General features: G+C 42.2%; 21 protein-coding genes and 1 other RNA gene. 11 read left to right on the forward strand and 11 right to left on the reverse strand.

The annotated features are described in order from the left end of the window. Positions 1–13 precede the first annotated feature (13 nt). The 3 genes from PDL71_RS08405 to PDL71_RS08415 all read right to left on the reverse strand — a co-directional run bounded on the left by PDL71_RS08405 (position 14) and on the right by PDL71_RS08415 (position 2597). A complete protein-coding gene (locus tag PDL71_RS08405) occupies positions 14–814 on the reverse strand; it encodes a hypothetical protein (RefSeq protein WP_407527988.1) in 801 nt (266 codons plus the stop codon). 126 nt (positions 815–940) lie between these two features. Further along, positions 941–2056, reverse strand: coding sequence for a tRNA 2-thiouridine(34) synthase MnmA (mnmA, locus tag PDL71_RS08410; RefSeq protein ID WP_407527991.1), 1116 nt, complete (start codon positions 2054–2056; stop codon positions 941–943). Between the two features lie 100 nt (positions 2057–2156). Next, on the reverse strand, positions 2157–2597 hold the full coding sequence (locus PDL71_RS08415; protein ID WP_407527994.1) for a hypothetical protein: 441 nt from the start codon (positions 2595–2597) through the stop codon (positions 2157–2159). Positions 2598–2738: 141 nt separating this feature from the next. Here PDL71_RS08415 and PDL71_RS08420 point away from each other — a divergent pair, with 141 nt between their 5' ends. Then, complete coding sequence (locus PDL71_RS08420) at positions 2739–3167, forward strand: single-stranded DNA-binding protein (RefSeq protein ID WP_407527997.1); 429 nt, start codon at positions 2739–2741, stop codon at positions 3165–3167. 59 nt (positions 3168–3226) lie between these two features. On the opposite strand, the gene mutS is transcribed toward PDL71_RS08420, so the two are convergent. Then, positions 3227–5824 carry a DNA mismatch repair protein MutS gene (gene mutS / locus PDL71_RS08425; protein ID WP_407528000.1) on the reverse strand — a complete coding sequence of 866 codons (2598 nt, stop codon included), beginning with the start codon at positions 5822–5824 and terminating at the stop codon, positions 3227–3229. Between the two features lie 251 nt (positions 5825–6075). Here mutS and rpmB point away from each other — a divergent pair, with 251 nt between their 5' ends. The 4 genes from rpmB to ftsY all read left to right on the forward strand — a co-directional run bounded on the left by rpmB (position 6076) and on the right by ftsY (position 7931). After that, a complete protein-coding gene (gene rpmB / locus PDL71_RS08430) occupies positions 6076–6312 on the forward strand; it encodes a 50S ribosomal protein L28 (protein WP_407528003.1) in 237 nt (78 codons plus the stop codon). Positions 6313–6342: 30 nt separating this feature from the next. After that, positions 6343–6525, forward strand: a complete 183-nt coding sequence (gene rpmG, locus PDL71_RS08435; protein WP_129132648.1) for a 50S ribosomal protein L33 — start codon at positions 6343–6345, stop codon at positions 6523–6525. Positions 6526–6571: 46 nt separating this feature from the next. Then, a complete protein-coding gene (locus PDL71_RS08440) occupies positions 6572–6745 on the forward strand; it encodes a DUF4295 domain-containing protein (protein ID WP_407528006.1) in 174 nt (57 codons plus the stop codon). A 226-nt stretch (positions 6746–6971) separates the two neighbouring features. Then, the gene (ftsY, locus tag PDL71_RS08445) at positions 6972–7931 is read left to right on the forward strand and encodes a signal recognition particle-docking protein FtsY (RefSeq protein WP_407528009.1); all 960 of its coding nucleotides are present in this window, start codon (positions 6972–6974) and stop codon (positions 7929–7931) included. A gap of 264 nt (positions 7932–8195) precedes the next feature. On the opposite strand, the gene rpmA is transcribed toward ftsY, so the two are convergent. After that, positions 8196–8462, reverse strand: a complete 267-nt coding sequence (rpmA, locus tag PDL71_RS08450; protein ID WP_407528012.1) for a 50S ribosomal protein L27 — start codon at positions 8460–8462, stop codon at positions 8196–8198. A gap of 57 nt (positions 8463–8519) precedes the next feature. Next, positions 8520–8822, reverse strand: coding sequence for a 50S ribosomal protein L21 (gene rplU, locus PDL71_RS08455; protein ID WP_407528016.1), 303 nt, complete (start codon positions 8820–8822; stop codon positions 8520–8522). Between the two features lie 138 nt (positions 8823–8960). Between rplU and PDL71_RS08460 the strand changes: the two genes are divergently transcribed. The 3 genes from PDL71_RS08460 (at position 8961) to rseP (ending at position 13198) form a co-directional block, all read left to right on the forward strand. Further along, positions 8961–10460 (forward strand): GH3 auxin-responsive promoter family protein, encoded by a 1500-nt coding sequence (locus tag PDL71_RS08460; RefSeq protein WP_407528018.1) that lies wholly within the window; start codon positions 8961–8963, stop codon positions 10458–10460. A 30-nt stretch (positions 10461–10490) separates the two neighbouring features. Next, positions 10491–11642, forward strand: coding sequence for a 1-deoxy-D-xylulose-5-phosphate reductoisomerase (locus PDL71_RS08465; RefSeq protein ID WP_407528021.1), 1152 nt, complete (start codon positions 10491–10493; stop codon positions 11640–11642). Between the two features lie 191 nt (positions 11643–11833). After that, complete coding sequence (gene rseP, locus PDL71_RS08470; protein ID WP_407528024.1) at positions 11834–13198, forward strand: RIP metalloprotease RseP; 1365 nt, start codon at positions 11834–11836, stop codon at positions 13196–13198. Between the two features lie 130 nt (positions 13199–13328). Here rseP and PDL71_RS08475 read toward each other — a convergent pair whose 3' ends face one another. Continuing rightward, entirely contained in the window at positions 13329–16139 is a 2811-nt protein-coding gene (locus tag PDL71_RS08475) for an FAD-binding and (Fe-S)-binding domain-containing protein (RefSeq protein ID WP_407528027.1), read from the reverse strand. 108 nt (positions 16140–16247) lie between these two features. On the opposite strand from PDL71_RS08475, the gene ssrA reads away from it, so the two are divergent. Then, positions 16248–16621: a transfer-messenger RNA gene (gene ssrA, locus PDL71_RS08480) on the forward strand. Positions 16622–16921: 300 nt separating this feature from the next. On the opposite strand, the gene PDL71_RS08485 is transcribed toward ssrA, so the two are convergent. The 3 genes from PDL71_RS08485 to PDL71_RS08495 all read right to left on the reverse strand — a co-directional run bounded on the left by PDL71_RS08485 (position 16922) and on the right by PDL71_RS08495 (position 20001). Further along, positions 16922–17332: an SET domain-containing protein gene (locus PDL71_RS08485; RefSeq protein WP_407528030.1), complete on the reverse strand. Its 411-nt coding sequence runs from the start codon at positions 17330–17332 to the stop codon at positions 16922–16924. Positions 17333–17341: 9 nt separating this feature from the next. Then, positions 17342–18640, reverse strand: coding sequence for a tRNA (N(6)-L-threonylcarbamoyladenosine(37)-C(2))-methylthiotransferase MtaB (mtaB, locus tag PDL71_RS08490; RefSeq protein WP_407528033.1), 1299 nt, complete (start codon positions 18638–18640; stop codon positions 17342–17344). A gap of 218 nt (positions 18641–18858) precedes the next feature. Then, positions 18859–20001, reverse strand: a complete 1143-nt coding sequence (locus tag PDL71_RS08495; RefSeq protein ID WP_407528035.1) for a serine hydrolase domain-containing protein — start codon at positions 19999–20001, stop codon at positions 18859–18861. Positions 20002–20067: 66 nt separating this feature from the next. Between PDL71_RS08495 and clpB the strand changes: the two genes are divergently transcribed. Continuing rightward, complete coding sequence (gene clpB, locus PDL71_RS08500; protein ID WP_407528038.1) at positions 20068–22683, forward strand: ATP-dependent chaperone ClpB; 2616 nt, start codon at positions 20068–20070, stop codon at positions 22681–22683. Between the two features lie 93 nt (positions 22684–22776). Then, the gene (locus PDL71_RS08505) at positions 22777–23370 is read left to right on the forward strand and encodes a DsbA family protein (RefSeq protein ID WP_407528041.1); all 594 of its coding nucleotides are present in this window, start codon (positions 22777–22779) and stop codon (positions 23368–23370) included. 537 nt (positions 23371–23907) lie between these two features. Here PDL71_RS08505 and PDL71_RS08510 read toward each other — a convergent pair. Continuing rightward, positions 23908–25353, reverse strand: coding sequence for a M20/M25/M40 family metallo-hydrolase (locus tag PDL71_RS08510; protein WP_407528044.1), 1446 nt, complete (start codon positions 25351–25353; stop codon positions 23908–23910). Positions 25354–25460 lie beyond the last annotated feature (107 nt).

Genomic DNA, 25460 nt, shown 5'->3' on the forward strand with positions numbered 1-25460 from the left:
GCTAAAGATGCAATTAATTTCTGGCAACCATCCACATTTTGATGCCAAAGCCTACAAGGCGTGGATCAAAGGTTGTTACCGGCGGCGTGCCGCTGGTGCGTTCATTCGGCTGGTTCTCCCAAACATAATGTTCACGGTACACCATGCCAATGTTCTTGGCGAATTTTTCTAAGGAGCGTTCCTGCGAAGCATACTTGGTATTATCAACCAGTGGCACTCCTCTTGATTCATTAATGTGGAGTACCGTAGTTACATCATTGATGGTTTGATTGCCGATGCGTTCTGTTTGATTGATGGCATCGTAAGAAAAATTCCAGAGACTGATGTTGAGATTAGTGCCGTAAGAAGCATAAGGTTTATCAGGCAGGTATGAATTGCCCAGCCAGGTAAAAGATTCCTTAACGGGTAAATAAAGTTTAATCACCCGGAGATTGTTTTCGTTTACCTCAGCACGTTTATTATCAACAAACGTAACAGTGTATTGTCCGTTAGGAGTCCAGGAGCCGCTGGCAGCACTATCGTTGATATAAGTATTTACAATCCACATGGGGCGGTTGAGATTGTCAACACCCAGGCTGTCAAACTGATGACGCACCTGGTAGCTGTTGATTTTTTCTGCTTTACCACCGTTAAAGAAGATAAGTGAATCCACACGGTAAGTAATGAATTTGCCTTTTTTCACGGGCATCAACTCCTCAAGGGTGAGGGTATCCAGGGTTTCCGTTTTTTTAGAACAGGAAGCGAATAGTAAAAGGAGGGCAAAGGCCGGAATCCATTTTTCAAAAAGGGACGAAATAGTGGAAAAGGTTTTCATTAAAGTTAAGTTAGTTAATGATTGTCAGTTTCTTATTGTTTATAGATACCTCAAGGGTTCTCAGCGCTGCATAAAAAAAGGCACGCTGTGCATGCCTTTTAACGTAAAATATTCAGAATCATTGCATCAAAACAATGGTTTTCTCATTATAATTCCTCCACCAATGACATCGTCTCCTTCATAAAAAACAGCGCTTTGCCCGGGTGCAATTCCTTTCGCCTGCTCGTAAAACTGAACTTTTACCGTTCCGTTATCCTGGGGATATAGATTGCTCAGGGAGCCTTTGTCTTTATACCGGATTTTGGTAACCGCTTCCATGCCGGAGCTGATGGCATCGTACTTAATGAGGTTGATTTTCCCAACTTCCATTTCGGTCTTATCAAGGTCTTCCTCATCGCCCAAAACAACGGTATTGGTTTCCGGAATGATTTCAGTAACAAAAACGGGTTTGCCAAACGTAACGCCCAGCCCTTTACGTTGACCAATGGTATAGAACGGATATCCATTGTGTTTGCCCAGGATATTACCGGATTTGTCTACAAAGTTTCCCCCATTTACACGATCTTCCAGTCCTTCCACTTTACGTTTTAAAAAGCCACGGTAATCATTATCCGGCACAAAACAGATTTCATAGCTCTCTGCTTTTTTAGCCAGTTCCGGATAGCCGTAGTCATGCGCCATTTGCCGGATCTCGGTTTTACGGTAGCCGCCAAGTGGCAGTAAAGTTCGGCTCAGCAAATCCTGCTGCAGGCCCCAAAGTACATAGCTCTGGTCTTTGGTTTCATCTACGCCTTTGGAAATAAAGTAACGCCCGTTGCTGTGCTGCTGAATTTTAGCATAGTGGCCGGTAGCAATAAAATCACAGTTCATCATATCTGCCCGTTTGAGCAATGCCCGCCATTTAATATGTGTATTGCATAAAACGCAGGGATTGGGTGTACGGCCGTTGAGATATTCATCTACAAAATTCTCAATCACAAAATCACCAAACTCTTCACGGATGTCTAAAATATAGTGGGGAAAGCCGTGTTGTACAGCTGCCGCACGGGCATCATTAAAACTATCAAGATTGCAACAGCCTGTTTCCTTTTTACCTTTGGCACCGGAGCCGCTGCTGGCATAATCCCAGGTTTTCATAGTGATGCCAACTACTTCATAACCTTCATGATGGAGCATAAGGGCTGTAACTGTACTGTCAATACCGCCGCTCATGGCCACCAGAACTTTTCCTTTTGCACTCATAATTGTAATCGTTTCTTTAAAAGAAAACATGCAAAGTTAGGTGAAAGAAGCGGATGGTAAGTAGTTTGTAGATCCCGGTGATGGGAGAGGCGTCAGTTATTTAAAATCCTTTAGCCACTAATGAAAAAGCGTTTTTAACACCGTCGTATTTGAATTCGCAGAACTGAAGTACATCTCTGCCTATAACTCCGTCGTAAGCACTGCCATTAAAATGACCTCCGAGTACATCGAAGGTGAGCGCTTTCTTTTTGAAGATAGGCAGGTAGAGCACACAGCTGTATCGTAACACCTGCCAACTGCCACCCTGACCCTGTACCCATTCTTCAGAGTCGTTGTAGGAAAACAGGTTGAGCATTTTTATAATGGAGTGATCCAGCCCGGAAATATTGGATCCTGTATCCACCAGCAATTTTACCCTGGCAAATGATTCAGGAGTTCCGTAGTTTTTGAATTTCAGAAAAGCTTCTTCAGAAGAAAAAATTTCTGCTTCCACCACGGGGCCTGTTTCCAGAAGGTTCCATTTCACAGCTGTTTCCTGCATTCTTTGAAGTTCGTAAGCTTTTTTCAGGGAGCAATTTCTTGTGGATAGAGTGATGAAACATATTTCAACATTCCGCTGAAAAATTTCGAAAATACCTGTACATTCATCGTTCATATTATTATTCAGCTAAATTTTTAAGTTATGATCAAACTACAAGTAATCGGCAATTTGGGAAAGGATTGTGTGGTGAACACGGTAAACGGAAAAAACGTTATGAACTTTACCGTAGCTCACACGGAAAAATTTAAAGACAGTACCGGTGCCCAGCGTGAAAAAACAACCTGGGTGGATTGCGCCTACTGGAGCGACCGTACCGGTATTGCGCCCTATCTGAAAAAAGGAACACAGGTATATGCAGAAGGAACTCCTGAAGTAAGAACTTACCAGACTCAGGATGGTAAAAGCGGTGCTTCACTTTCAATGCGTGTATTAAGTATTCAATTGCTGGGCAGCCGTAATACAGAAGGTGGAAGCAGCAATGGTGGTGGTTACAGCGCTCCGGCTGCAGCTCCTCAAATGAGCAATGAACCCGGCATCGGTAATGATGTGGCAGATGATTTGCCGTTTTAAAAAATTGATTACAAAGAAAAAAAATCCCTCTGCATTGCAGAGGGATTTTTTTTAAGAACTTATTTGAGTTTTGATTTGATCTCCTGCAATTTCAACAACGCTTCCACAGGTGTTAAGCGGTTGATATCCATCCCTTCCAGCATGGTTCTTATTTCTTCAAAGGTCTGGCTGTGTACATCAAAAATGCTGAGCTGCATTTTTTCAACCGGTAATTGTTTGAGTTGCTGTTTTACATCCGCCTGTGAACGGAGCTCTTCTAATTGCTTCAGTATTTCATTGGCACGGTTAATTAATGCCGGAGGCATACCTGCCATACGGGCTACATGAATACCAAAACTGTGTACGCTTCCCCCAGGTGCCAGTTTGCGGAGGAACACGACTTTGTTGCCAACTTCTTTATTGGTAATATGATAGTTTTTAATACGGCTGAACTTTTCTTCCAGCTCATTCAACTCATGATAGTGTGTGGCAAATAATGTTTTGGGTTGATGGGGGCTCTGGTGCAGAAATTCGGCAATGCTCCAGGCAATGGAAATACCATCATAGGTAGAAGTGCCACGTCCGATTTCATCCAGCAAAATCAAACTCTTATCGCTAAGGTTGTTGATGATGCTGGCTGTTTCATTCATCTCCACCATAAAAGTACTTTCGCCGCCGCTCAGGTTATCGCTGGCACCTACACGGGTAAAAATTTTATCCGTGATGGGAATTTGTGCTTCACTTGCAGGAACAAAACTGCCCATATGCGCCATCAGTACAATTAATCCTGTTTGGCGCAGCAAAGCACTCTTACCACTCATGTTAGGTCCGGTGAGAATAATGATTTGCTGTGATTCTTTATCCAGTAAAATATCATTGGCAATATAAGGTTCCCCCGCCGGTAGTTGCCGTTCAATAACAGGATGACGTACATCTTTGGCTGTTAATGCATCACCCTCATGCAGTGTAGGTTTTATATACTTGTACTGCAGTGCGTTTTCAGCAAAACTGCAAAGGCAATCCACAATGGCCATCACCTGTGAATTGGTTTGCACCGGGCCCACATATTCCTGCATTTCAGTTAAGAGCTGTTCAAATAAAGCGGCTTCTATCACCTGGATCTTTTCTTCCGCACCGGTAATTTTTTCTTCGTACTCTTTCAGTTCAGGAGTAATGTATCGTTCAGCATTCGCCAGTGTTTGTTTTCTTGTCCACTCCGCCGGTACTTTGTTTTTATGAGCATTGGTTACTTCGAGGTAATAACCGAAAACATTGTTGAAGGAGATTTTGAGTGAAGGAATACCTGTTGCTTCACTTTCTCTTTGTTGTATTTCCAGTAAATATTCTTTACCATGATGTGCAATGCGTCGCAGTTCATCCAGCTCTTTATCAATCCCGTCTTTTATGACCATGCCTTTAGTAACGGCTACCGGTGGTTGATCCGTTAAAGAGCTGATGATTTTATCTGCAATAAACGTACATGGATTGATGGTATCACTCAACCGTTTGAAGTAATTACTGTTGCTGCCGGCACAAAGCTTTTTCAATTCCGCAGCATGTTGCAGACTTTTTGCTAAATGCAGTACTTCCCGAGGATTGATTTTTTTGAGCGGCAGTTTCGCCACCAATCGTTCCAGGTCGCCGCACTGTTTAATGAGGTGTTGCAGTTGCTTGCGGAGATCGGTAGCAAGCAGTAAAGTTTCAACAGTATCTAACCGTTCTTCAATCCGTTGTTTATCTTTTAACGGCAGTACCATCCAGCGACGCATGAGCCTGGCACCCATCGCCGAAACGGTATTATCCATTACTTTAATAAGAGAGTGTCCGCCATCGCTTTGGCTGCCCAGTAATTCCAGGTTGCGGATGGTAAAACGATCCATCCATAAATAATCGGTTTCTGTTAAGCGGTGAATACCGGTAATATGCCCGAGGTTAGGATGTTCCGTATCTTTTAAGTAGTGGAGAATGGCACCTGCGGCAATGATGCCTGCTTGTAAATTTTCAACACCAAACCCTTTGAGGGAATGTGTTTGAAACTGTTTGAGCAAAAGCTCCTGCGCATACGCATCAGCAAAAATCCATTCTTCCAGGTGATAGGTATAGAACCGATGCCCAAACCATTCTTTGAACAGCTTTTGTTTGTGTCGCTCAAAAATGACTTCAGCCGGGCGAAGGCTTTGCAGGAGTTTATCAGCATAGTCTTTATTTCCTTCGGTAATAAAAAACTCACCCGTGCTCACATCTAAAAAAGCAAGCCCCAGGTTATTATCCTGGAAATGTACGGATGCGAGGAAATTGTTATTCTCATTATCCAGCAATTTGTCGTTGGTGGTAGTACCCGGAGTAAGCAGCTCTGTTACACCCCGTTTTACAATGCCTTTTGCCTGCTTGGGGTCTTCCAGTTGATCGCAAATCGCTACCCGGTAGCCTGCTTTTACCAGTTTGTGAAGATAAGTATCCAGGGCGTGGTGCGGAAAGCCGGCCAGTTCACTGCTGCTTGCGGCACCATTATTCCGTTTGGTAAGAGTGATGCCCAATACCTGGCTGGTAATGATGGCATCTTCGCCAAAGGTTTCGTAAAAATCACCCACCCTGAACAGTAGCACCGCATCAGGGTACTTCGCCTTGATAGCCTTGTGTTGTTGCATGAGGGGAGTTTCCGAAGCCGATTTTGCCATAGGGCGCAAAAATAAGGAAGCATAAAGGAGAAATTGTAAGAATTAAACCCTCTGCGTCCTCTCCCTGGCTCTGTGTGAGGAATTTGTTTTTCATACAGAGGGCACAGGGTACACGGAGGTGTATATAACGTCACACTCCGAAGTCAACACTCAAAAGCTCTTTACACAGATTTGTGAATAAAAGAAAATCCAAATTTCTTTCTTCATTTAAGCTGTTTTCCCCTACCTTTGCCGTCCAAAATTTTAGTATCATGGCAAGAGTATGTCAGCTTACAGGAAAAGTGCCGGTTGGTGGTCACAAGGTATCGCACTCAAATATCAAGACCAAGCGTCGTTTTTTACCCAACCTGCAAACCAAGCGTTTTTTCCTGGCTGAAGAAGACAAATGGGTTACCCTGAAGCTTTCTACTGAAGCAATCCGCACCATCAACAAGCGTGGGTTGTACAACGTGGTAAAAGAACTGAGAGCAAGAGGTGAAAAAATCTGATTAACTGATTTTAATTAAACAGCGAATACAATGGCAAAGAAAGGTAATCGTGTTCAGGTGATTTTGGAATGTACAGAGCATAAGACTTCTGGTCAGCCCGGTACAAGCCGTTATATCACTACCAAAAACAAAAAGAACACACCGGAGCGTCTGGAGTTGAAAAAGTTCAACCCGATACTTAAAAAAGTAACGACTCACAAAGAGATTAAGTAATGTGTGCAAACACGTTATGATTTGAAAACGAACAAACTGAAAAGTCATGGCTAAAGCAGCTTCAAAGAACGCAAAAATTAAGGACGCCAAAGCAGCGGCTGAATCAAAGAACTGGACCAAAGTGATCCGTGCAGTACGCAGCCCCAAAACAGGCGCTTATACTTTTAAAGAGGCAATCGTTCACAAAGACAAAGTGAAGGATTACCTGGCTCAAAAATAATTATATCAACTTTGATTGATCGTGAAGCTGTTTCGTTACTTGTACCGAAACAGCTTTTGTTTTTCGGGTGTGTCACCCCAAATGTTTCGGTTTTATCACTTTAATGAAAGTAGATTTAATATTTCGGCTGCGGGTGACTCACCCGCCTGAAGAAGTGAATTTGCCTGAATGTAATTTTGGTTTTTATTTTTAGCTGTGGGTGTCTCACCCGCATAAAACAGACATCATGGGATTTTTTGGAAAACTCTTCGGTAAAAAAGAAAAGGAAAGCCTTGACCAGGGTTTGGAAAAAACCAAGGAAGGATTTCTCGGGAAAATAACCCGTGCCATTGCCGGAAAAAGCACGGTGGATGCTGAAGTATTAGACAACCTGGAAGAAGCATTGGTAGGAGCTGATGTGGGCATTGAAACTACAGTTGCCCTGATTGAGCGTATCGAAGAAAGAGTAGCGAAAGATAAATACATCAACACTTCTGAACTCAATAGCATATTGCAGAGTGAACTGCAGAATATTCTTGTAGATGCACCTGAAGACACCAACTACCCCGGTTTTGATTTGCCGGCAGGTAAGAAACCTTTTGTGATTATGGTAGTAGGAGTGAATGGTGTAGGTAAAACAACCACCATCGGCAAACTGGCGCATCATTTTAAGGCAGCCGGAAAATCGGTGATGCTGGGTGCTGCCGATACCTTTCGTGCAGCAGCAGTTGATCAACTAACGATCTGGAGTGAACGTACCGGCGTACCCATTGTAAAAAAAGAAATGGGAAGCGATCCTGCCTCCGTTGCATTTGATGCAGTGAACAGCGCTGTGGCAAAAAATGTGGATGTGCTTATCATTGATACCGCAGGCCGTTTGCATACCAAAACACATTTGATGGAAGAGTTGAGCAAGATTAAAAGGGTGGTACAAAAAGTAATTCCGGATGCACCACATGATGTATTGCTGGTACTGGATGGCAGTACCGGTCAGAATGCACTGGAGCAGGCAAAACATTTTACGGCAGCAACCGATGTAAGTGGCCTGGTGATTACCAAACTGGATGGAACTGCCAAAGGAGGTGTGGTACTGGCCATCGCCCACCAATTCAAGATACCGGTAAAGTTTATTGGTGTAGGTGAGAAGGTAGAAGATTTGTTAGTGTTTAATAAGAAAGAATTTGTAGATAGTTTGTTTAGTCTCTAAAATAACAATGGCAATTCTCCCAATGAAAAAGCCCCGCATTGCTGTGGGGCTTTTTTCCTTCAGATTCTTGCGAACCTTATTTTTTCTTAGCGGCTTTCTTTTTAGGAGCAGCTTTCTTTTTAGGAGCAGCTTTTTTAGCAGCTTTCTTTTTAGGAGCAGCTTTCTTAGCAGCTTTCTTTTTTGTTGCCATTTTTGTAGAATTTAGAGTTAGTAAAAAAACTTATCTGGGTAAAAATAAATATTTTTTTTAACCAAACAAATTTTTTATGCACCAACTTCAACAGGAGCAACAGAAACAGTAGTCTTGTTGTTCTTTCCTTTTTTGAATTCTACAACACCATCAGCTAATGCAAACAGTGTATAATCTTTACCTACACCCACATTTTTACCGGGATGATAAACAGTACCACGCTGACGGATGATGATGCTTCCTGCACTGGCAGGCTGACCACCATAGATCTTTACACCTAAGCGTTTGCTTTGTGAATCACGACCGTTCTTTACACTACCTTCACCTTTTTTATGTGCCATTGTTTAAGAATTTGAAATTTTGAAAATGATAAAATCTGAAAATGGTTGTTTCAGATTTTACGCAATTGCAGTTACTTTAATTTGTGTGTACAAAGTGCGGTGACCTCTTTTCTTACGGAAACCTTTACGGCGTTTCATTTTAAACGCAATAACTGTTTTACCTTTTTTCTCACCAAGGATTTCGGCTTTCACTTTTGCTTTCACTGCACTGCCTGTAGTAATGCTGCCATCAGCATCTACCATCAATACATCTGAAAACTCTACGTTATCACCTGCGTTACCTTCAATGTGAGGAACATAAAGGCTTTGACCTTCTGTAACTTTAAACTGCTGACCAGCGATTTTTACTACTGCGAACATAACTTTCCAATATTAGGGCTGCAAAGGTAGGGGGTTTTAGCTATGGAGACAAGGAAACCTTGAAAAAATTTGCCCTCATTTTAACGCTACCGTTTGGGGGCGTACTGCTAATTTTGTTGGCCACTAGGGCCAATCGTAATGAAAATTAAATCTTTCCTGGCAAAGCCATTTGCCGGGTATATCTATAAAGAAATCAAAAAGGGGATGTCTTCAGCCGTAGCTGACCAGGAATCCCTACTTAAAAACCTGCTGAAAACAGGAACCGGTACCCAGTTTGGTAAGGACCACAGCTTAAAAGAGGTGAAAACCCATGCTGAGTTTAGCCAGGCAGTACCTATCAGGGATTATGAGGCTTTTAAACCCTATATCCAGGCCATCAAAGAAGGTAAGCACAATGTGCTCTGGAAAGGTCGCCCTATTTATTTTGCCAAAACAAGCGGTACCACCAGCGGGGTTAAATACATCCCCATTACCAAGGATTCTATTCCTAACCATATCAATACGGCCCGGAATGCCCTGCTTTGCTATATCGCAGAAAGCGGCAATAATAAATTTCCCGATGGTAAACTCATCTTCTTATCCGGTTCGCCCGAACTGGAACGGATCGGCGACATACCAACCGGCCGGTTAAGCGGTATTGTGAACCACCATGTACCCGGCTACCTGCGCAAAAACCAATTACCCAGTTTTGAAACCAATTGTATTGAAGATTGGGAAACCAAACTGGATAAAATTGTAGAAGAAACCATTCAAGAAGATATGACCCTCATCAGCGGCATACCACCGTGGATGCAGATGTATTTTGACCGGCTGGTTGAAAGAAGCGGCAAAAAAGTAGGGGAATTGTTCCCTAATTTCAGCGTGATGGTGCAGGGGGGCGTGAACTTTCAACCCTACAAGGCCAAACTTTATGAAAGCATTGGCCGGCAGGTAGATTGTATCGAACTCTTTCCCGCCAGTGAGGGATTCTTTGCCTTCCAGGACAGCCAGAAAGCGGAGGGGCTTTTGTTAAATACCAACAGCGGTATTTATTTTGAATTTGTTCCTGCCAACGAAATTTTTAATGAAAATCCCACCCGTTTGAGTTTGAAGGATGTAAAAGTGGGTGAAAACTATGCCCTTATTGTAAATAGTAATGCAGGGTTATGGGGATATAATATTGGAGATACTGTAAAGTTTGTGTCCACGAACCCTTACCGGTTGATTGTTACCGGACGTATTAAGCATTTTATTTCTGCATTTGGGGAACATGTGATTGGCGAAGAAGTAGAGCAGAGTATGTTGCGGGCTGTAGAGGAAGAAAATGTAAAAGTGGTAGAGTTTACAGTGGCACCGCATATTGCACAGGACAACGGAAAAAGCTATCATGAATGGTTTGTGGAATTTGAACACGGCCCTGCCGACATCCAGGCATTTGCAGAGAAAATTGATAACAATCTTCGCTTGAAGAATATCTATTACGATGACCTGATCACCGGAAATATTCTGGAACGCTTAAAAATCACCCCGGTTCGTAAAAACGGGTTCATTGATTATATGAAAAGCATCGGTAAACTGGGTGGTCAAAATAAAGTGCCAAGGTTGAGTAACGACAGAAAGTTGGCCGATGAACTGCAGCCCTATACAATAAATAATTAGCTTTAGCCCCTCACGAGATGTAATTTAATCATGAAACGTATTGCCATATTCGGTTCAACGGGCTCCATTGGAACACAAGCGCTGGACGTAATCCGTGCCAATCCCCATTTATTTGAAGTAGAAATTTTAACGGCTCATACCAACGAGGAGTTATTGATTCAGCAGGCAAAGGAATTCAAACCTAATGCCGTGGTAATTGTGGATGAAAAGAAATACTCCAAAGTAAAAGACGCATTGGCAGCAACGGATGTTAAAGTGTTTACAGGCGAACAATCACTGGAGGAAGTAGCAGCTTTTGATACTTATGATATGATGCTGGCTGCAATTGTAGGCTTTGCCGGACTGAAACCGACACTCAAAGCCATTGACAATAAAAAGGCAATTGCACTGGCCAATAAAGAAACATTGGTAGTGGCCGGTGATATTGTAATGCAAAGAGCAGTTGATAACCGGGTGCCCATTATCCCGGTTGATAGTGAGCATTCTGCCATTTTTCAATGCCTTGTGGGTGAATCCAGGAATAAGATTGACAAGATTATTCTCACTGCAAGTGGCGGGCCCTTCCGTGGGAAGAAACCCAACTTCTTACTGAATGTAAAACGGGATCATGCTTTGCAGCATCCCAACTGGAGCATGGGTGCTAAAATCACCATTGATTCAGCTACGCTTATGAACAAAGGTTTGGAGATGATTGAAGCCAAATGGTTGTTTAACCTGGCGCCGGAGCAAATACAGGTGGTGGTGCATCCGCAAAGTATCATTCACAGCATGGTGCAGTTTGAAGACGGAAGTATTAAAGCGCAAATGGGTTTGCCGGATATGAAGTTGCCTATCCAATATGCTATGGCGTTTCCGCAACGGATACCCAATGATTTTCCAAGGTATGATTTTAAAAAAATCAATATGCTTACGTTTGAAGAACCTGATCTCAAAACCTTCCGTAACCTGGCATTGAGTATGGATGCGTTAGCAAAAGGCGGCAACCTGCCCTGCATCATGAATGCAGCGAATGAAATTGCCGTGTGGGCTTTTTTGAGAAACCGTGTCGGCTTCCTGGATATGACGGATGTAATTGAGAAAACGATGAACTATGTGCCCTTTATTGAAAAGCCAACCATTGAAGAGTACCTGGAAAGTGATGGTGAGGCAAGAAGCTATGCAGCATCGCTGATACAATTATAAAATACTTTGTGGACACCGGTCTTTCAAGGAATGGAAACAATCGCCGCCATTTGCACATGCTATGATGTGTGCGACGCAAGGGACGATGCCACTTGTACCCAAAGACGGTACCACCCATTTACAAAAAATTGGCAATCCACTTGTTTAATTTCACTGATATTTGCAAACATTAAAACAAAACAATATCCATTATGCTTTTAGCGATTAATTGGGGTAATGTGGGAATACAGGCTGCACAGTTGTTGTTGAGTTTATCTATTCTTGTAATACTTCATGAGTTTGGTCATTATATTACTGCCCGCTGGTTCAAATGCAGGGTAGAAAAATTCTATTTGTTTTTTGATCCATGGTTTTCATTGTTTAAAAAGAAAGTAGGCGAAACCGAATATGGTATCGGCTGGTTGCCATTGGGCGGCTATGTAAAAATTGCAGGCATGATTGATGAGAGTATGGATAAGGATCAACTCAAACTGCCGGCCCAGCCTTATGAATTCCGCAGTAAACCGGCCTGGCAACGTTTGATCATCATGATTGGCGGTGTAACGGTGAATGTGATCCTTGCTTTTATTATTTACGCAATGATTTTATTTGTGTGGGGTGAAGATCGTACTCCCATGAGCAGTGTAAAGAACGGTATCTGGATTACTGATAGTTTGATGTATGATGCAGGTTTGCGTAACGGAGATAAGATTGTGAGTATTGAAGATAAACCCGTAACCTATTTTGAAGATGTTAATAAAAACATTCTTACAGCTAAAAAGATGGTGGTGGAGCGCAATGGTGAACAAAAGACAATTATGTTCCCTACAGATCTTGTAGGAAAGCTGGTTGAAAGTAAACGCAGAAGGAGATTGGTGGAACTGCGTGTGCCGGTGATCATTCCAAAGTTTGAAAAAGCGGATACTACCTTTGCAGCACGCAGCGGTTTGAAAGAAGGTGACCGAATTGTTGCAGTTGATTCCGTAACGGTTAACTTTTTTGATGAAATGGTGCCATTGGTTGAGAAAAAGAAAAACGGCACTGTACAACTTACCGTAAACCGTAATGGTGAAATGGTGAATGTTATTTCAAAAGTAGGAGCGAACGGAAGAATTGGTCTTGGTATGACGGAACAGGAAGTATATGTGAAGGAAGGTCTTTTCCAGGTAGAACATTTATCTTATGGTTTCTTTGAAGCCATTCCTGCCGGTATAAAGAAAACATTTGCCAAGCTGGGTGATTATATTGAACAATTTAAATTGATTCTGCGCCCGGAAACCGGGGCATATAAAGGAGTGGGTGGTTTTAAATCCATGGGTTCTATCTTCCCGCCGGTTTGGGACTGGCAGAATTTCTGGAGCATTACTGCTTTCTTTAGTATTGTACTGGCGTTTATGAACCTGTTGCCTATTCCTGCACTGGATGGAGGGCATGTTGTATTTACATTGATTGAGATGATTACAGGCCGCAAACCCAATGAGAAATTTTTAGAGTATGCACAAATAGTGGGAATGGTGTTATTGCTTGGATTAATGATTTATGCCAACGGTAATGACTGGTTTGGGTGGAACAAATAGAAATTGAAAGTGAAAAGTCAAAAATAAAAAATGGGAGAGTACAGAACTCTCCCATTTTCATTGCTATTGATGAAGAAAATGTAAAAAGTATTTTCTTAGTGCCCTTTGTGCCTTTGTGGGATTTTAAATTTTAACAACATTCATCCAGCAAATAAAATATAGATTGATAATTTTTTCCGGTAGCATCGTACAAACTCATTTCACAGGTTTTGCCTGATGAATAATAACCATCATAGCTGCTGCTGTTCACTTCCGTGGCTTCATTTTTAGTGGCAGCACTTGTGAGTGAAGGGTAATAAAAACCCCTGTCGCCTGCCATGCCGCAACAACCGCTGTTAAATGGAACTACAGCTTCTTGAGAACAGTGCTGCCCGATTTTTTTGAGTTTATGAAGATTATTCATCTTATGGGTAGTGCACACGGGATGAAATACAATTTTTGATTTTTGATTTTTCACGTTCAGCTTTGGCAAAAGATGATCGGCTGCAAAATCAATACTGTCAATAATCTGCAGTTGTTTAAAGCGCTGCTTGTTTTCTTCTGTTAAATATGACTCTGAATGCTGCAATGAATACGTGCAGGAAGTTACATCCATGAGCACAGGTAATTGACCCTGCTTTGTTCTTTGCCATAACAATTCAATGGTTTGATTAACGGTGTATGTATAAGCTGGTATAAATCCTTTGGAGGAGAATAATTGTCCGCAGCAAACACCATTATTGTTGTGTGCAATGAATAATTTCAAGCCTGCTTTGTTGCACACAGATTGAATTACTTCACTGATCGGTTTGCTGTTTTCTTTATCAGCACCCATCATTCGTGTAATGCAGGTAGGAAAGTACACAACATCGGCATCATCTCTTTCATTGGCTTTGATGGCAATAGGTTTGCTCAACGATTTTGTCCATAACGGAAATGCGGGGATGAGTTTCTTTACAGAGGACGTGATGAAATGCATCCCTTTACCACCTGTTATTAAGTTGAAGGCATTACCACTGTATAATGCCAGCTTCACCAATCGCTCAACGGCTCCAAAGTTTTTGGCAATACGCAAAGCTGTTTTATTAGCAGATGCAGAATGATTTTCTCTTCGTAAACGTTTGATCAGTTCACCTGTATTGATATTTACCGGGCAATCTGTAGCACACATGCCATCTACTGCACAGGTATCCATCCCGTTGAATTGATATTCATTGATGAGTTGGTTGTAATCATTCGTATTGCCTTCCGCTTTTAATCGTTGCAACGAACGACGTACCTGGATGCGTTGTCTCGGCGTCATGGTAAAATCCCTGCTGGGACAACGATTCTCACAATAGCCGCATTCCACGCATTTATCCACCTCCTCTTCCACCACAGGCATGCTCTTTAAATTTTTGAGATGACATTTTTCATCACCATTAATGATCACACCCGGGTTTAAAATATTTTTGGGATCAATCAATTGTTTGAGTGATTGCATGATGCGGTAGGCATCATCTCCCCATTCATCTTTTACATAGGGTGCAATTTGCCGGCCTGTACCATGCTCCGCTTTCAATGAGCCATTGTATTTCTGAATGATCAGCTCTGCTAATTCATCATTGAACTGTTCAAACACTTTTGTTTCTTCGGTTGTGTTCACCGGTTGTGTGATCAGGAAATGAAGATTGCCTTCCTTGGCATGGCCAAAGATGATCGCATTGTGGTAATTGTATTTTTGAAACAGTGTTTGTAAATCAGTAACGGCCCGGCCCAAATGCTCCAATGGTACAGCCACATCTTCCAGCATAGCTGTTGTTCCTTTGGCACGAACCGCTGCCACTGAAGGATACATGCCTTTACGCAGCTTCCAGAATTTTTGTTGCTGATACTCATCTGTTGTAAAATCAACTTTGGCGAGTAATGGTAATTGGTTGATGATGGTTTGTGCCGATGAAAAGATTTGTTGCAGTTCATCTTCAGTGGTTGCCTGGTATTCACAAAGAATGGCTGTAGCACCTTCAGGTAATGATCTGATCACATCAGGACAATAATCCAGATGTTCTATGGAACGAAGTGCAGGACGGTCCATCAACTCCAATGCCTCTGCATTGGTGGATTTGAGTAACGGAATATTTTCCGCTGCAACAGAAGGCGATTCAAAAAATAAAAGCCCGGTAGTTTTAAAACGTTTATCAGGAATCGTATTCAATACTGCTTCTGCTATAAATGCCAGTGTTCCTTCACCGCCAATGAGTAAATGTGCAAGAATATCCAATGGATGTTCGTAGTCCAGAAATGCATTGATGCTGTAACCAACGGTATTTTTAATTTTATACTTGGTGCGGATTTTTTGAACCAACACTTCATTATTCAATACTTCATTTCTAAGTTGCAGTATTCCATCGGCAATTTGTTTGTCATCCGTTTCAAAGCGTTGATAATCTTTTTTTATTGCTGTATTGTATTCATTTCCATTGGGTAAAACAAAGTGAGTTGAAGCAACAGTGTGATAGGAGTTAAATGTTACACCACAACACATACCACTGCTATTGTTGGAAAGAATACCACCCATCATCGCTGCAGTAATCGAAGCAGGGTCGGGTCCCATCTTCTTTTGATATTGTTTGAGCGAATGATTTACATGGGCACCAATCGCCGCAGGTTGTGCTTTGATCTGTTGACCGTTGTTCAGCGGTTCAATTTTTTTCCAGTTGCGGCTGAGATCTACCAGGATGCCATCCGTAATGGATTGACCGCTTAAACTGGTGCCACCTGTACGAAAGGTGAGAGGAATATTGTGTTGATGAGCAAATGCAAAGAGTTGTTTTACTTCTTCAATAGAGTCCGGTTGCACAACTGCCTGCGGAAGTAAATAATAAAAACCTGCATCAGCAGCAAATGCATGACGGTCGATTAGTTTGGTTTTGATCTTATGCGCAGGTAAAATTGTTTGAAGCAAAGAAGCAATGGTATTCATAACAATTCTAAAGTACAAAGGCTTATAAGATTCATCAAATAAAATATTAAAACTATGGTAACCACTCTCATTCTCATTTTTAATAGCTAATTTTGAGGTTCTCAGTTCGGGGCTGCCCGGTTTTGACAGCATAGGTCTTTGAAAGTGTAAGCATGCAGTGCGTTGTGTAATTAGCACTTTAATATGAATACTCAAAACTCAAATGGCAATACACAGTATGCCATGGCTGCCTAATCAGTGATTAGTTAGTCATTCGGGCCGCCGAGCAGGTTGACTTGTTACCGCCGCTCCGCCGCCGACTCAAAAAGAAAACAGGTTGCTGTTGTTGAAGGCTGTGACAACAACAAAAGACTTATTCAGCTAAGCTTTGTATTGGTAGGTTCAGGTCCTGTACAAAGCCGACAAACAATCATGAAATAAGCATGTAGAAAGCTTTTGGAGAATGTGTTTGGACAGGGGTTCGATTCCCCTCAGCTCCACAAAGAGGGAAGCAATTTGCTTCCCTCTTTTACTTTCAGTATGTTCTGTTTGTACAAATCAGGTTGATTGTTTAGAGATTTCTCACTCCGCCGAAAGACATAAATAGTTTTATGTGTTCTATGGCTTCGTTCGAAATGACGGCGTGTTTAAGAGTGAGGATCGATATAGAGGAACCCTCTGCTATTATTCATCAACATTTTCGATAATCAGAGGCTCGTCATGTTGACGAAGGAAACATCTCTAAACCTGAAGACTGTTTGATGCAAGTTAAAAAGTAACAAGCCATTAGTTTTCAGTAATGATTATTCTTCACTCTCTACGATCGTACCATAATCAATTAACAATTCTTCTCCGGTTTCTATGTCACGCAGGGTTTCAAAATATTCTCCATCGTTGATGGAAATGATATTGGGTGAATCAGAATGATTTAAGTACAACGATACATCCATTACTTTAAAACCATATTCCGGAATCCAGTAATAGTCATCATCAAACAAACAATAGGTTTCAACCAAATACCTGCTGTGCGCAGGAAGTGCATCCACTTCGCTCCGCTCAACTTTAATAAACTCTCCAATGCCTGTTGAAAACATATTTCTGCAGCCCTTCGGAATGGAGCGAATGGCAAATACGCCGTTTCCATGCAGGGGAGATGGTTTGATGGTAACATATGTTTCGTGACGGAGTTCGTGCAGCAGTTGTTCTTTGGTCATGAAAGCAATTTAAATCTTCCAATCCACAATTTCATTCACCCATTCTTCTTTGTATGGAGTGGTAATCTTGATGTAGTTGTCTGTGTAACCTTCCATCATACCATTTTTGCTATGTCCTTCAAACAACACAGGTCTTGTTTCGCCTGCATGTTGTTGGGTAAAATATTGCATCTTCATATAAGAAAGATTGCGGAGGGTTTTGTTACGTTCATGACGAACTGTGTGAGGTACTACCGGTTTCAGCGTCAATGCATGGGTATTGTCACGTTCTGAATAAGTGAATACATGCAGGTAGGAAATATCCAGTGAATGCAAAAAGTCAAAGGTTTCTTTAAAAAGTGCATCTGTTTCGCCGGGGAACCCAACGATCACATCTACACCAATACAACAATGCGGCATGAGTTCTTTGATGAAAGCCACACGTTCAGCATACAACTCTCTTTTATATCTTCTGCGCATGGCACCTAATACGGTGTTGCTTCCGCTTTGCAACGGAATATGAAAATGCGGCATGAACTTCTTGCTCTTGCTTACAAACTCAATGATCTCATTGGTAAGAAGGTTGGGTTCTATGGAAGAGATGCGGTAACGTTCGATACCGTTCACTTCATCTAATTGCTGAATGAGTTCATTAAAATTTTCTGAACGATTTTTTACTCCCTCTCCTTTGGAGAGGGTTGGTGTGATGTCACCTTTGCCAAAATCGCCAAGGTTTACACCGGTCAATACAATTTCTTTGCTGCCGCCTCTTGCAATTTCTTCAGCATTTTTTACCACATTGGCAATACTGTCACTTCTGCTTTTTCCTCTTGCCTGCGGAATGGTGCAGAAAGAACAGGTATAATCACAGCCATCCTGTACTTTTAAAAAAGTTCTTGTACGGTCGTTGATAGAGTAGGAGGCATTGAAACCGGTTACATCTTCAATTTCACAACTGCTTATTTTGGTACTGTCGCCTTTGCTTAATTCTTTGATATGGGCAGCAATGTTGAATTTTTCTGCTGCGCCCAGCACCAGGTCAACGCCTGGTATCTCTGCAATTTCTTTGGGTTTCAGTTGCGCATAACAACCTGTAATTACTACCAGGCTTTCAGGCGCTTTGCGTTGAATTCGACGTACTAATTGACGGCATTCTTTATCAGCATTATCCGTAACGGAGCAGGTGTTGATGACATACACATCCGCCAGGTCTTCAAACTCTTTTTTCTCAAAACCTTCATTCTCCATCAGTCGGCTGATGGTGGAGGTTTCGGAGTAATTGAGCTTACAACCGAGGGTATGAAACGCTACTGATTTGGTTTTTGTCATCGGGGCGCAAAGATAAGAAAAACCCCCCTCTGACTCCCCCTGAAGAGAGGAGGATGCTTGGGCACAGCCCTTGCTATTTAAAGATCAAAATAGGCATTTAAGCGGTAGAAAATGAGATGATAAAAGAGCTATTGTTTATGTGGAAGTTAAACCGTTTGGCATAAAGAAGATGCGCCGCTCCCTCTCCCATAGGAGAGGGAGAAGGAGGGTGAGGTTGCCTACCTCACCACTCCATCCACCACCTGCTTTAACTCTTTATACTTTTCGTTGCGGCCTTTATGCTGGAGATTGTAAACAAACAAAAAGGCACAGTATTTTTTTTCGGTATCTACCCAGGGGAAGCTTCCAAACAATCCCGGGCTTGTTACCGCACTGCTTCGTTTGCTGTCGGGCATGGCGCCTTTTTTATCAGCAATTGCTAGCGGACTGTCCATCACCCATTCACCAAAACCATAACCCCAGCTACCGGCTTCCGCAGGAGATGATGTTACCAATACATCACGACCAATACGATTCTTTTGCATTTCTACGATCAATGCTTTGCTGATAATACGTTTACCATTAAACTCACCTTCATTTAATATCATCGTCAAAAAGTTCATATAATCCTCTGGTGTACTGTAAGCACCGCCTGCTGCAAGCGGAACGCCTTTTTTACCGAAATCAGTATTCTTCATATTCAAAGGTTCGGCAATGCGTTCTTTAAATGCAGTTTCAAAATCTTTTTCACCTGTTTTTTCTATAATGGCTGCTATGATCTGCAACCCTGTATTTCCATAACGGAATGTTTTGCCGGGTTCTCCTTCCATAGGCGACATGGCAATCTGTTCGATCGCTTCGTTCATGCTCTTGATATTTTTCATGCCCTGCAACCACTCTCTCAAATCACCACCTTTAATGCCGGTGGTATGGCTCAGGCATTGCCAGATGCGGATATGTCCTTTGCCATACTTGGTCATGATGGGAAGAAATTTTCCAACAGTATCGTTCAGGCGAAATTTTCCTTCATCAATATACGTCATCGCTAATGCCGCTGTTAACCATTTGCTGCAACTCGCAATCCGTTCACGGGTGGTAGTGGTATAATCCTGTAACAATACTTCTTCATCAGCACCGGTAATTCTTGCTTTGAGTTTTTGACGGTTCTCCTGCTTTTTGCTCAAATTATTAAAAGCCTGTGTGTACAGCATTTTTCCATCTTTATACACCATCAACACAGCACGGCCGCCTAAATCAGGCAGATTTTCATTCACCCATTTGGTGATTTTAGCAGTATCCTGCGACTGCGTTACCTGAAAAAATAACAGGAAAGCGATTGTAATACTGACGATGGTGCGGATTCTATTGATTCTGAATGACATTCTTTCGGAGTTTTTTACTTGGATAATCATTTGAGGATATGGTTTAGGTCTAAAACAAATTAGAATATGAATTTAGGAAACTTCACTATAAAAGCTGCTGAGGCCGTGCAACAAGCACAGCAATTGGCATTTAATTCACAAAATCCAAATATTGAGACGGAGCATATACTGCTGGCGTTGCTTGAGCAGGAGGACAGTCCCGTTGAGTATTTATTGAAAAAAAATAATGTTACCATCAACCTGGTGGAGACAAAGCTCACGTATGCCATCAGCAAACTTCCCAAAACAAGTGGTGAAGCGGCTCAATCCATCAGCCGTGATGCCAACCAGGTGGTATTGCGTGCAGGAGCATCCCTCAAATCTTTTGGTGATGAGTTTGTAACACCTGAACATTTATTGTTAGCTATTGTACAAGGCAATGATGCAACAGCCAAACTGTTGAAAGATGCCGGCTTAACAGAAAAAGGATTGGTTATTGCTATCAAAGAACTACGCAAAGGTGATACGGTAAAAAGTCAAACACAGGAAACACAGTTCAACGCATTGAATAAGTATGCCAAGAACCTGAATGAAATGGCAAGACAAGGTAAATTGGATCCTGTGATTGGTCGTGATGAAGAAATCAGAAGAACACTGCACATCCTTTCACGCCGTAGTAAAAACAATCCCATTCTGGTGGGTGAACCGGGTGTTGGTAAAACTGCCATTGCAGAAGGGTTAGCCATGCGTATCGTCAACGGTGATGTGCCTGAAAATTTAAAATCAAAAATCATTTATGCACTGGATATGGGTCAGCTCATTGCCGGTGCCAAGTATAAAGGTGAGTTTGAAGAGCGTTTGAAAGGTGTGGTAAAAGAAGTAAGCAGCAGTGAAGGCGAAATCATTTTGTTCATTGATGAAATTCATACACTCGTGGGTGCCGGTGGTGGTGAAGGTGCCATGGATGCAGCGAATATTTTAAAACCTGCATTGGCAAGAGGTGAACTTCGTGCTATTGGTGCTACTACATTGAATGAATATCAAAAATTCTTTGAAAAAGATAAAGCACTGGAACGTCGTTTCCAGAAAGTGATTATCGATGAGCCGAGTGTGGAAGATGCGATTTCTATTTTACGTGGTTTAAAAGACCGTTATGAAACACATCATCATGTACGTATTAAAGATGAAGCGATCATTGCAGCAGTTGAGTTGAGTAACCGTTATATCACCGATCGTTTCCTGCCCGATAAAGCCATTGACCTGATTGATGAAAGTGCTGCCAAGCTGCGTCTGGAAATGAACAGTATGCCGGAAGAGCTGGATAAACTGGAACGGCAGATCCGTCAACTGGAAATTGAACGGGAAGCTATCAAACGGGAAAATGATGAGTTCAAATTAAAAGAGCTCAATACGGAAATTGCGAATCTTTCTGTAGAACGTGATACCTTAAAAGCAAAATGGAAAGATGAAAAAGAAGTAGTGGAGAAAGTGCAAAATGCAAAAGCGGAAATTGAAAATTTAAAACTGCAGGCAGAGCGTGCTGAGCGTGAAGGCAATTACGGATTGGTAGCTGAAATTCGATACGGAAAAATCAAAGAACAGGAAAAGTTGATTCAGGAATACAGCGTGCAGCTTGAAGCGAACAGCGAAAAGCGATTATTAAAGGAAGAAGTAGATGCAGAAGATATTGCTGAAAATATTGCAAAGATGACGGGCATCCCAGTTGCCAAAATGATGCAGGGTGAACGGGAAAAATTATTGCATCTTGAAGATGAATTGCATAAACGTGTAGTGGGGCAGGATGAAGCCATCATTGCTGTTGCAGATGCCATCCGCAGAAGCCGTGCCGGTTTGAGTGATCCCAAAAAGCCAATCGGTTCTTTTATTTTCCTCGGTACCACCGGCGTTGGTAAAACGGAACTGGCCAAAGCCCTGGCTGATTATTTGTTTGATGATGAAAGTATGATGACGAGGATCGATATGAGTGAGTACCAGGAAAAGCATACGGTTTCCCGCTTGGTAGGAGCGCCTCCAGGCTATGTGGGATATGATGAAGGTGGTCAATTAACAGAGGCGGTACGCCGCAAACCGTACAGTGTGGTACTGTTAGATGAAATTGAAAAAGCCCACCCGGATGTGTGGAATGTGCTGCTCCAGGTACTGGATGATGGCCGCCTCACGGACAATAAAGGTCGTGTGGTGAACTTTAAGAACACGATTATCATCATGACCAGTAATATTGGTAGTCATTTAATTTCAGAGGCGTTTGAAGGCGTATCTACTGAGAATCAGGCAATTGAAGCTGCAGATAAAGCAAAAGCGGAAGTTCTGACGCTTTTAAGACAAACCATTCGCCCAGAATTTTTGAATCGTGTGGATGAAATCATTATGTTTGCCCCGCTTCTGAGGAAAGAAATCAAGTCCATCATCCGCATTCAGTTGGCCAATCTGCAAAAGCTCGTAGCGGAAAGCGGTATCGACCTCCGGTTCAGTGATTACGCTTTAGATTATTTGGCAGAACATGGTTTTGACCCGCAGTTTGGGGCCCGTCCCTTAAAGCGTTTGATTCAAAAGGAAATCGTAAACGCACTGAGTAAAAAGATTTTGGCAGGAAACATTGACAAAACCCAGCCTGTTTTGGTAGATGTGTTCGACAACACGGTAGTATTCAGAAATGAACTGCCGGAAAAGGTAAAGTTATAGTCAATCTGCAAAGCAACGCAACATTCAGAAGCCTTGCGTTGTTATACAAAAAGAAACTAAAAAAACCCGGAAGGGAAAAGGAGATATAAAGAAATGGCACAACATTCAAAAGCAGCAGAAATAGAAATCATTCCTCCAAAAGATATTTGGGTAGGTAATACAAAGGCGCCGGTTAAACTGGTGATGTATGGAGATTATGAAAGTGAGGCTTGCGCAAAAGCAAATGAAGTGGTGAATGAATTGCTGGAGAAATATGAAGATAAGGTTCAGTTTAACTTCCGTCATTTTCCGTTAACACGTATTCACCAGCGTGCACAAAAAGCAGCTGAAGCATCAGTAGCAGCGGCACAGGAAGGCAAGTTCTGGCCCATGCATAATATGTTGTTTGCAAACCGCCGCAACCTGGGTACCATCAGTTTAAAAGGTTATGCCAAAGAAATTGGTGTAACGGATAAAAACTTTTTGCCAAAGCTGGTTGATTCCGTTTTTGGCTGGAGTGTACGTGCTGATTTACTGGAAGGTGCTGATAAAGGCATCAGGGACGTACCTTTCTTTTACATTAATGGTGAAGCATACAAAGGTCCTGTTAATGTGAACGCTTTCAGCAAAGTGATTGACCCGCTTACAAAGACGATGAAAAAAGTGGGTGCTAAAACTCCGGTAAAAGCAGCTAAAAAAAGAGCTTAAGTTTTTTTACTGATTAAGAAATGAAACAGTGAGTCCCGCTATCGGCGGGACTTTTTTGTTTTTTAGTATTTATGCTCACGTGTCGGAAGGTATCTGATGCCTTTGAGGAATCCTGATACCGGCCTCCGAATGTTAGAGTGCATGTGATGTCAGGACGTTGCAAACGTCAGACACCATTTAAATATGAAATTAATTTTTTAGAAACCTCATAGAGGTGAAATGTCAGTAGAAAAATTAAAGGATGAATATTAATAAGCCCCATCGGGGCGAAATGTTTCTTACATAGCGCCCCGATGGGGCTCTAAAACGTTTTGTTGTATTTTTCTACTGACATTGACCCCCTCTGGGGTAAAAATGACCTGCAATTTTTAACCTCATCAAAGTGGGTAATTAATTATTTCTCATTCCAACATCTTTAATGTGTGTGTAGTTTATGCTCAATAAAGAACAGAACGTATAAGAGTCCCGCTAAAGACGGGATTTGCAATGCGACGCAAATACGACCCCTCGTATGCACAACCGCCGGTAACCCAACAATTATTTCTCCGTCACCAGCAAACGGTAAAAGAAGATCATATCCTTTAAATCACTCACAGCAATACGTTCATCAATACCGTGAAAACCTTTGGCATCACGCATGGGTGCAAAATTGAGCACCGCATCACTAAACGGACGGAAGTATCTTGAATCAGTTGCACCTACAATGAGGTAAGGTGTTACATGCACATTGGGAACTGTTTTGTATACCGCTTCTTCTACTTTCAAAAACATTGGATGACTGGTGGAGGTAGTAGCAGAAGGTTCAAACAAAGAAATGGTTTGTTTCTTTACCTGCACCCGATCATCATTCACTACTTTCTTAACAAAAGCCACCACATCATCACTTGTTTCGCCGGGCAGGATGCGACTGTTGAAGGTAGCTTTGGCTACCGTAGGAATCACATTGTCTTTAATACCTGCTTTTACAATGGTAGGCACCAGTGTGGTATGCACCATGGCGTTGGTTTGTTTGTCTTTCTCCATCATGCTGATGATGGAACCGCTGAGCAACCATTGATTGCTCACACCCAGCTTGGTAGTAAACTCATCAATTGCTGCAATACGACCCAGCATTTCCTGCACGGGTGGTGTAATGCGGCCGGGCATTTGTTGTGCACGGATTTTTGCAATGGCTTTGTTTAATACATCAATCGCTGTTTCCTGTACCGGCATGGAGGAATGACCTCCCGGAATTTCAACAGTTAAATCAATATTGCAATAACCTTTTTCACCAACGCCGATTACAGCAACCGGTCGTCCGCTCTTTTTGAATTTTTCGGTATCAACCATTCCGCCTTCATCTACCACCAACTGTGGTTTGATGTTGTTCTCTTTAAACCATTGTGCAATTTTCGCAGCGCCACGTCTGCCTGTAATTTCTTCATCATGGCCAAAGCATAAGTAGATGGTTCGTTGCGGTTGAAAATTTTCTTTGAGCAATTGCTCCACTGCTTCAAAAATGCCGATCACACTTGCTTTATCATCCACAGCGCCACGGCCCCAAATGGTATCTTTTAAAATTTTTCCGCTGAAAGAGGGAACGCTCCATTTACTTTCTGCCACCGCTTCCACCGGCACCACATCCATATGCGCCATTAATACATAAGGTGCCAGCGTGGTATCCTTTCCTTTCCAGGTAAACACATAGCTGAATTCGCTGAATATCATTCTGGGTAATTGTGTATGCACTGCAGGATAGGTGCTTTCTAAAAAGGAACGGATTTTTACAAACTCTGCCGTATCAATTGCCAATGTATCACCAAAGGAAACGGTTTTGATTTGCAATGCTTCACTCAGGTGTAATGCCGCTGAATCATTAATACCACTTATTTGCAGCGCCTGCCTGGGCGCAGGTGCAGACGGAAAACGAAAAGTGTTGTACAGCAGAACAGCCGATAAGCCAAGTACAGCAATGAAGAGTACGAGCAGCAGTTTTTTAAACATGTGGTTGGTTTTGGTGAGGGGAAGATAAATGATATTTCAGTTATGTTTTTAAAAATGGATGGAAACGGTACTGAAAAGTTGTACCTTATAGGTCCTTGATTTTTCAC

This window comes from Lacibacter sp. MH-610 (assembly GCF_045780045.1).
In the GTDB taxonomy this organism is placed as follows: Bacteria; Bacteroidota; Bacteroidia; order Chitinophagales; family Chitinophagaceae; genus Lacibacter.

Coding starts and splice junctions, on each gene's coding strand:
- PDL71_RS08405 (WP_407527988.1), bottom strand. CDS start 814: ATGAAAACCTTTTCCACTATTTCGTCCCTTTTTGAAAAATGGATTCCG.
- mnmA (WP_407527991.1), bottom strand. CDS start 2,056: ATGAGTGCAAAAGGAAAAGTTCTGGTGGCCATGAGCGGCGGTATTGAC.
- PDL71_RS08415 (WP_407527994.1), bottom strand. CDS start 2,597: ATGCAGGAAACAGCTGTGAAATGGAACCTTCTGGAAACAGGCCCCGTG.
- PDL71_RS08420 (WP_407527997.1), top strand. CDS start 2,739: ATGATCAAACTACAAGTAATCGGCAATTTGGGAAAGGATTGTGTGGTG.
- mutS (WP_407528000.1), bottom strand. CDS start 5,824: ATGGCAAAATCGGCTTCGGAAACTCCCCTCATGCAACAACACAAGGCT.
- rpmB (WP_407528003.1), top strand. CDS start 6,076: ATGGCAAGAGTATGTCAGCTTACAGGAAAAGTGCCGGTTGGTGGTCAC.
- rpmG (WP_129132648.1), top strand. CDS start 6,343: ATGGCAAAGAAAGGTAATCGTGTTCAGGTGATTTTGGAATGTACAGAG.
- PDL71_RS08440 (WP_407528006.1), top strand. CDS start 6,572: ATGGCTAAAGCAGCTTCAAAGAACGCAAAAATTAAGGACGCCAAAGCA.
- ftsY (WP_407528009.1), top strand. CDS start 6,972: ATGGGATTTTTTGGAAAACTCTTCGGTAAAAAAGAAAAGGAAAGCCTT.
- rpmA (WP_407528012.1), bottom strand. CDS start 8,462: ATGGCACATAAAAAAGGTGAAGGTAGTGTAAAGAACGGTCGTGATTCA.
- rplU (WP_407528016.1), bottom strand. CDS start 8,822: ATGTTCGCAGTAGTAAAAATCGCTGGTCAGCAGTTTAAAGTTACAGAA.
- PDL71_RS08460 (WP_407528018.1), top strand. CDS start 8,961: ATGAAAATTAAATCTTTCCTGGCAAAGCCATTTGCCGGGTATATCTAT.
- PDL71_RS08465 (WP_407528021.1), top strand. CDS start 10,491: ATGAAACGTATTGCCATATTCGGTTCAACGGGCTCCATTGGAACACAA.
- rseP (WP_407528024.1), top strand. CDS start 11,834: ATGCTTTTAGCGATTAATTGGGGTAATGTGGGAATACAGGCTGCACAG.
- PDL71_RS08475 (WP_407528027.1), bottom strand. CDS start 16,139: ATGAATACCATTGCTTCTTTGCTTCAAACAATTTTACCTGCGCATAAG.
- PDL71_RS08485 (WP_407528030.1), bottom strand. CDS start 17,332: ATGACCAAAGAACAACTGCTGCACGAACTCCGTCACGAAACATATGTT.
- mtaB (WP_407528033.1), bottom strand. CDS start 18,640: ATGACAAAAACCAAATCAGTAGCGTTTCATACCCTCGGTTGTAAGCTC.
- PDL71_RS08495 (WP_407528035.1), bottom strand. CDS start 20,001: ATGTCATTCAGAATCAATAGAATCCGCACCATCGTCAGTATTACAATC.
- clpB (WP_407528038.1), top strand. CDS start 20,068: ATGAATTTAGGAAACTTCACTATAAAAGCTGCTGAGGCCGTGCAACAA.
- PDL71_RS08505 (WP_407528041.1), top strand. CDS start 22,777: ATGGCACAACATTCAAAAGCAGCAGAAATAGAAATCATTCCTCCAAAA.
- PDL71_RS08510 (WP_407528044.1), bottom strand. CDS start 25,353: ATGTTTAAAAAACTGCTGCTCGTACTCTTCATTGCTGTACTTGGCTTA.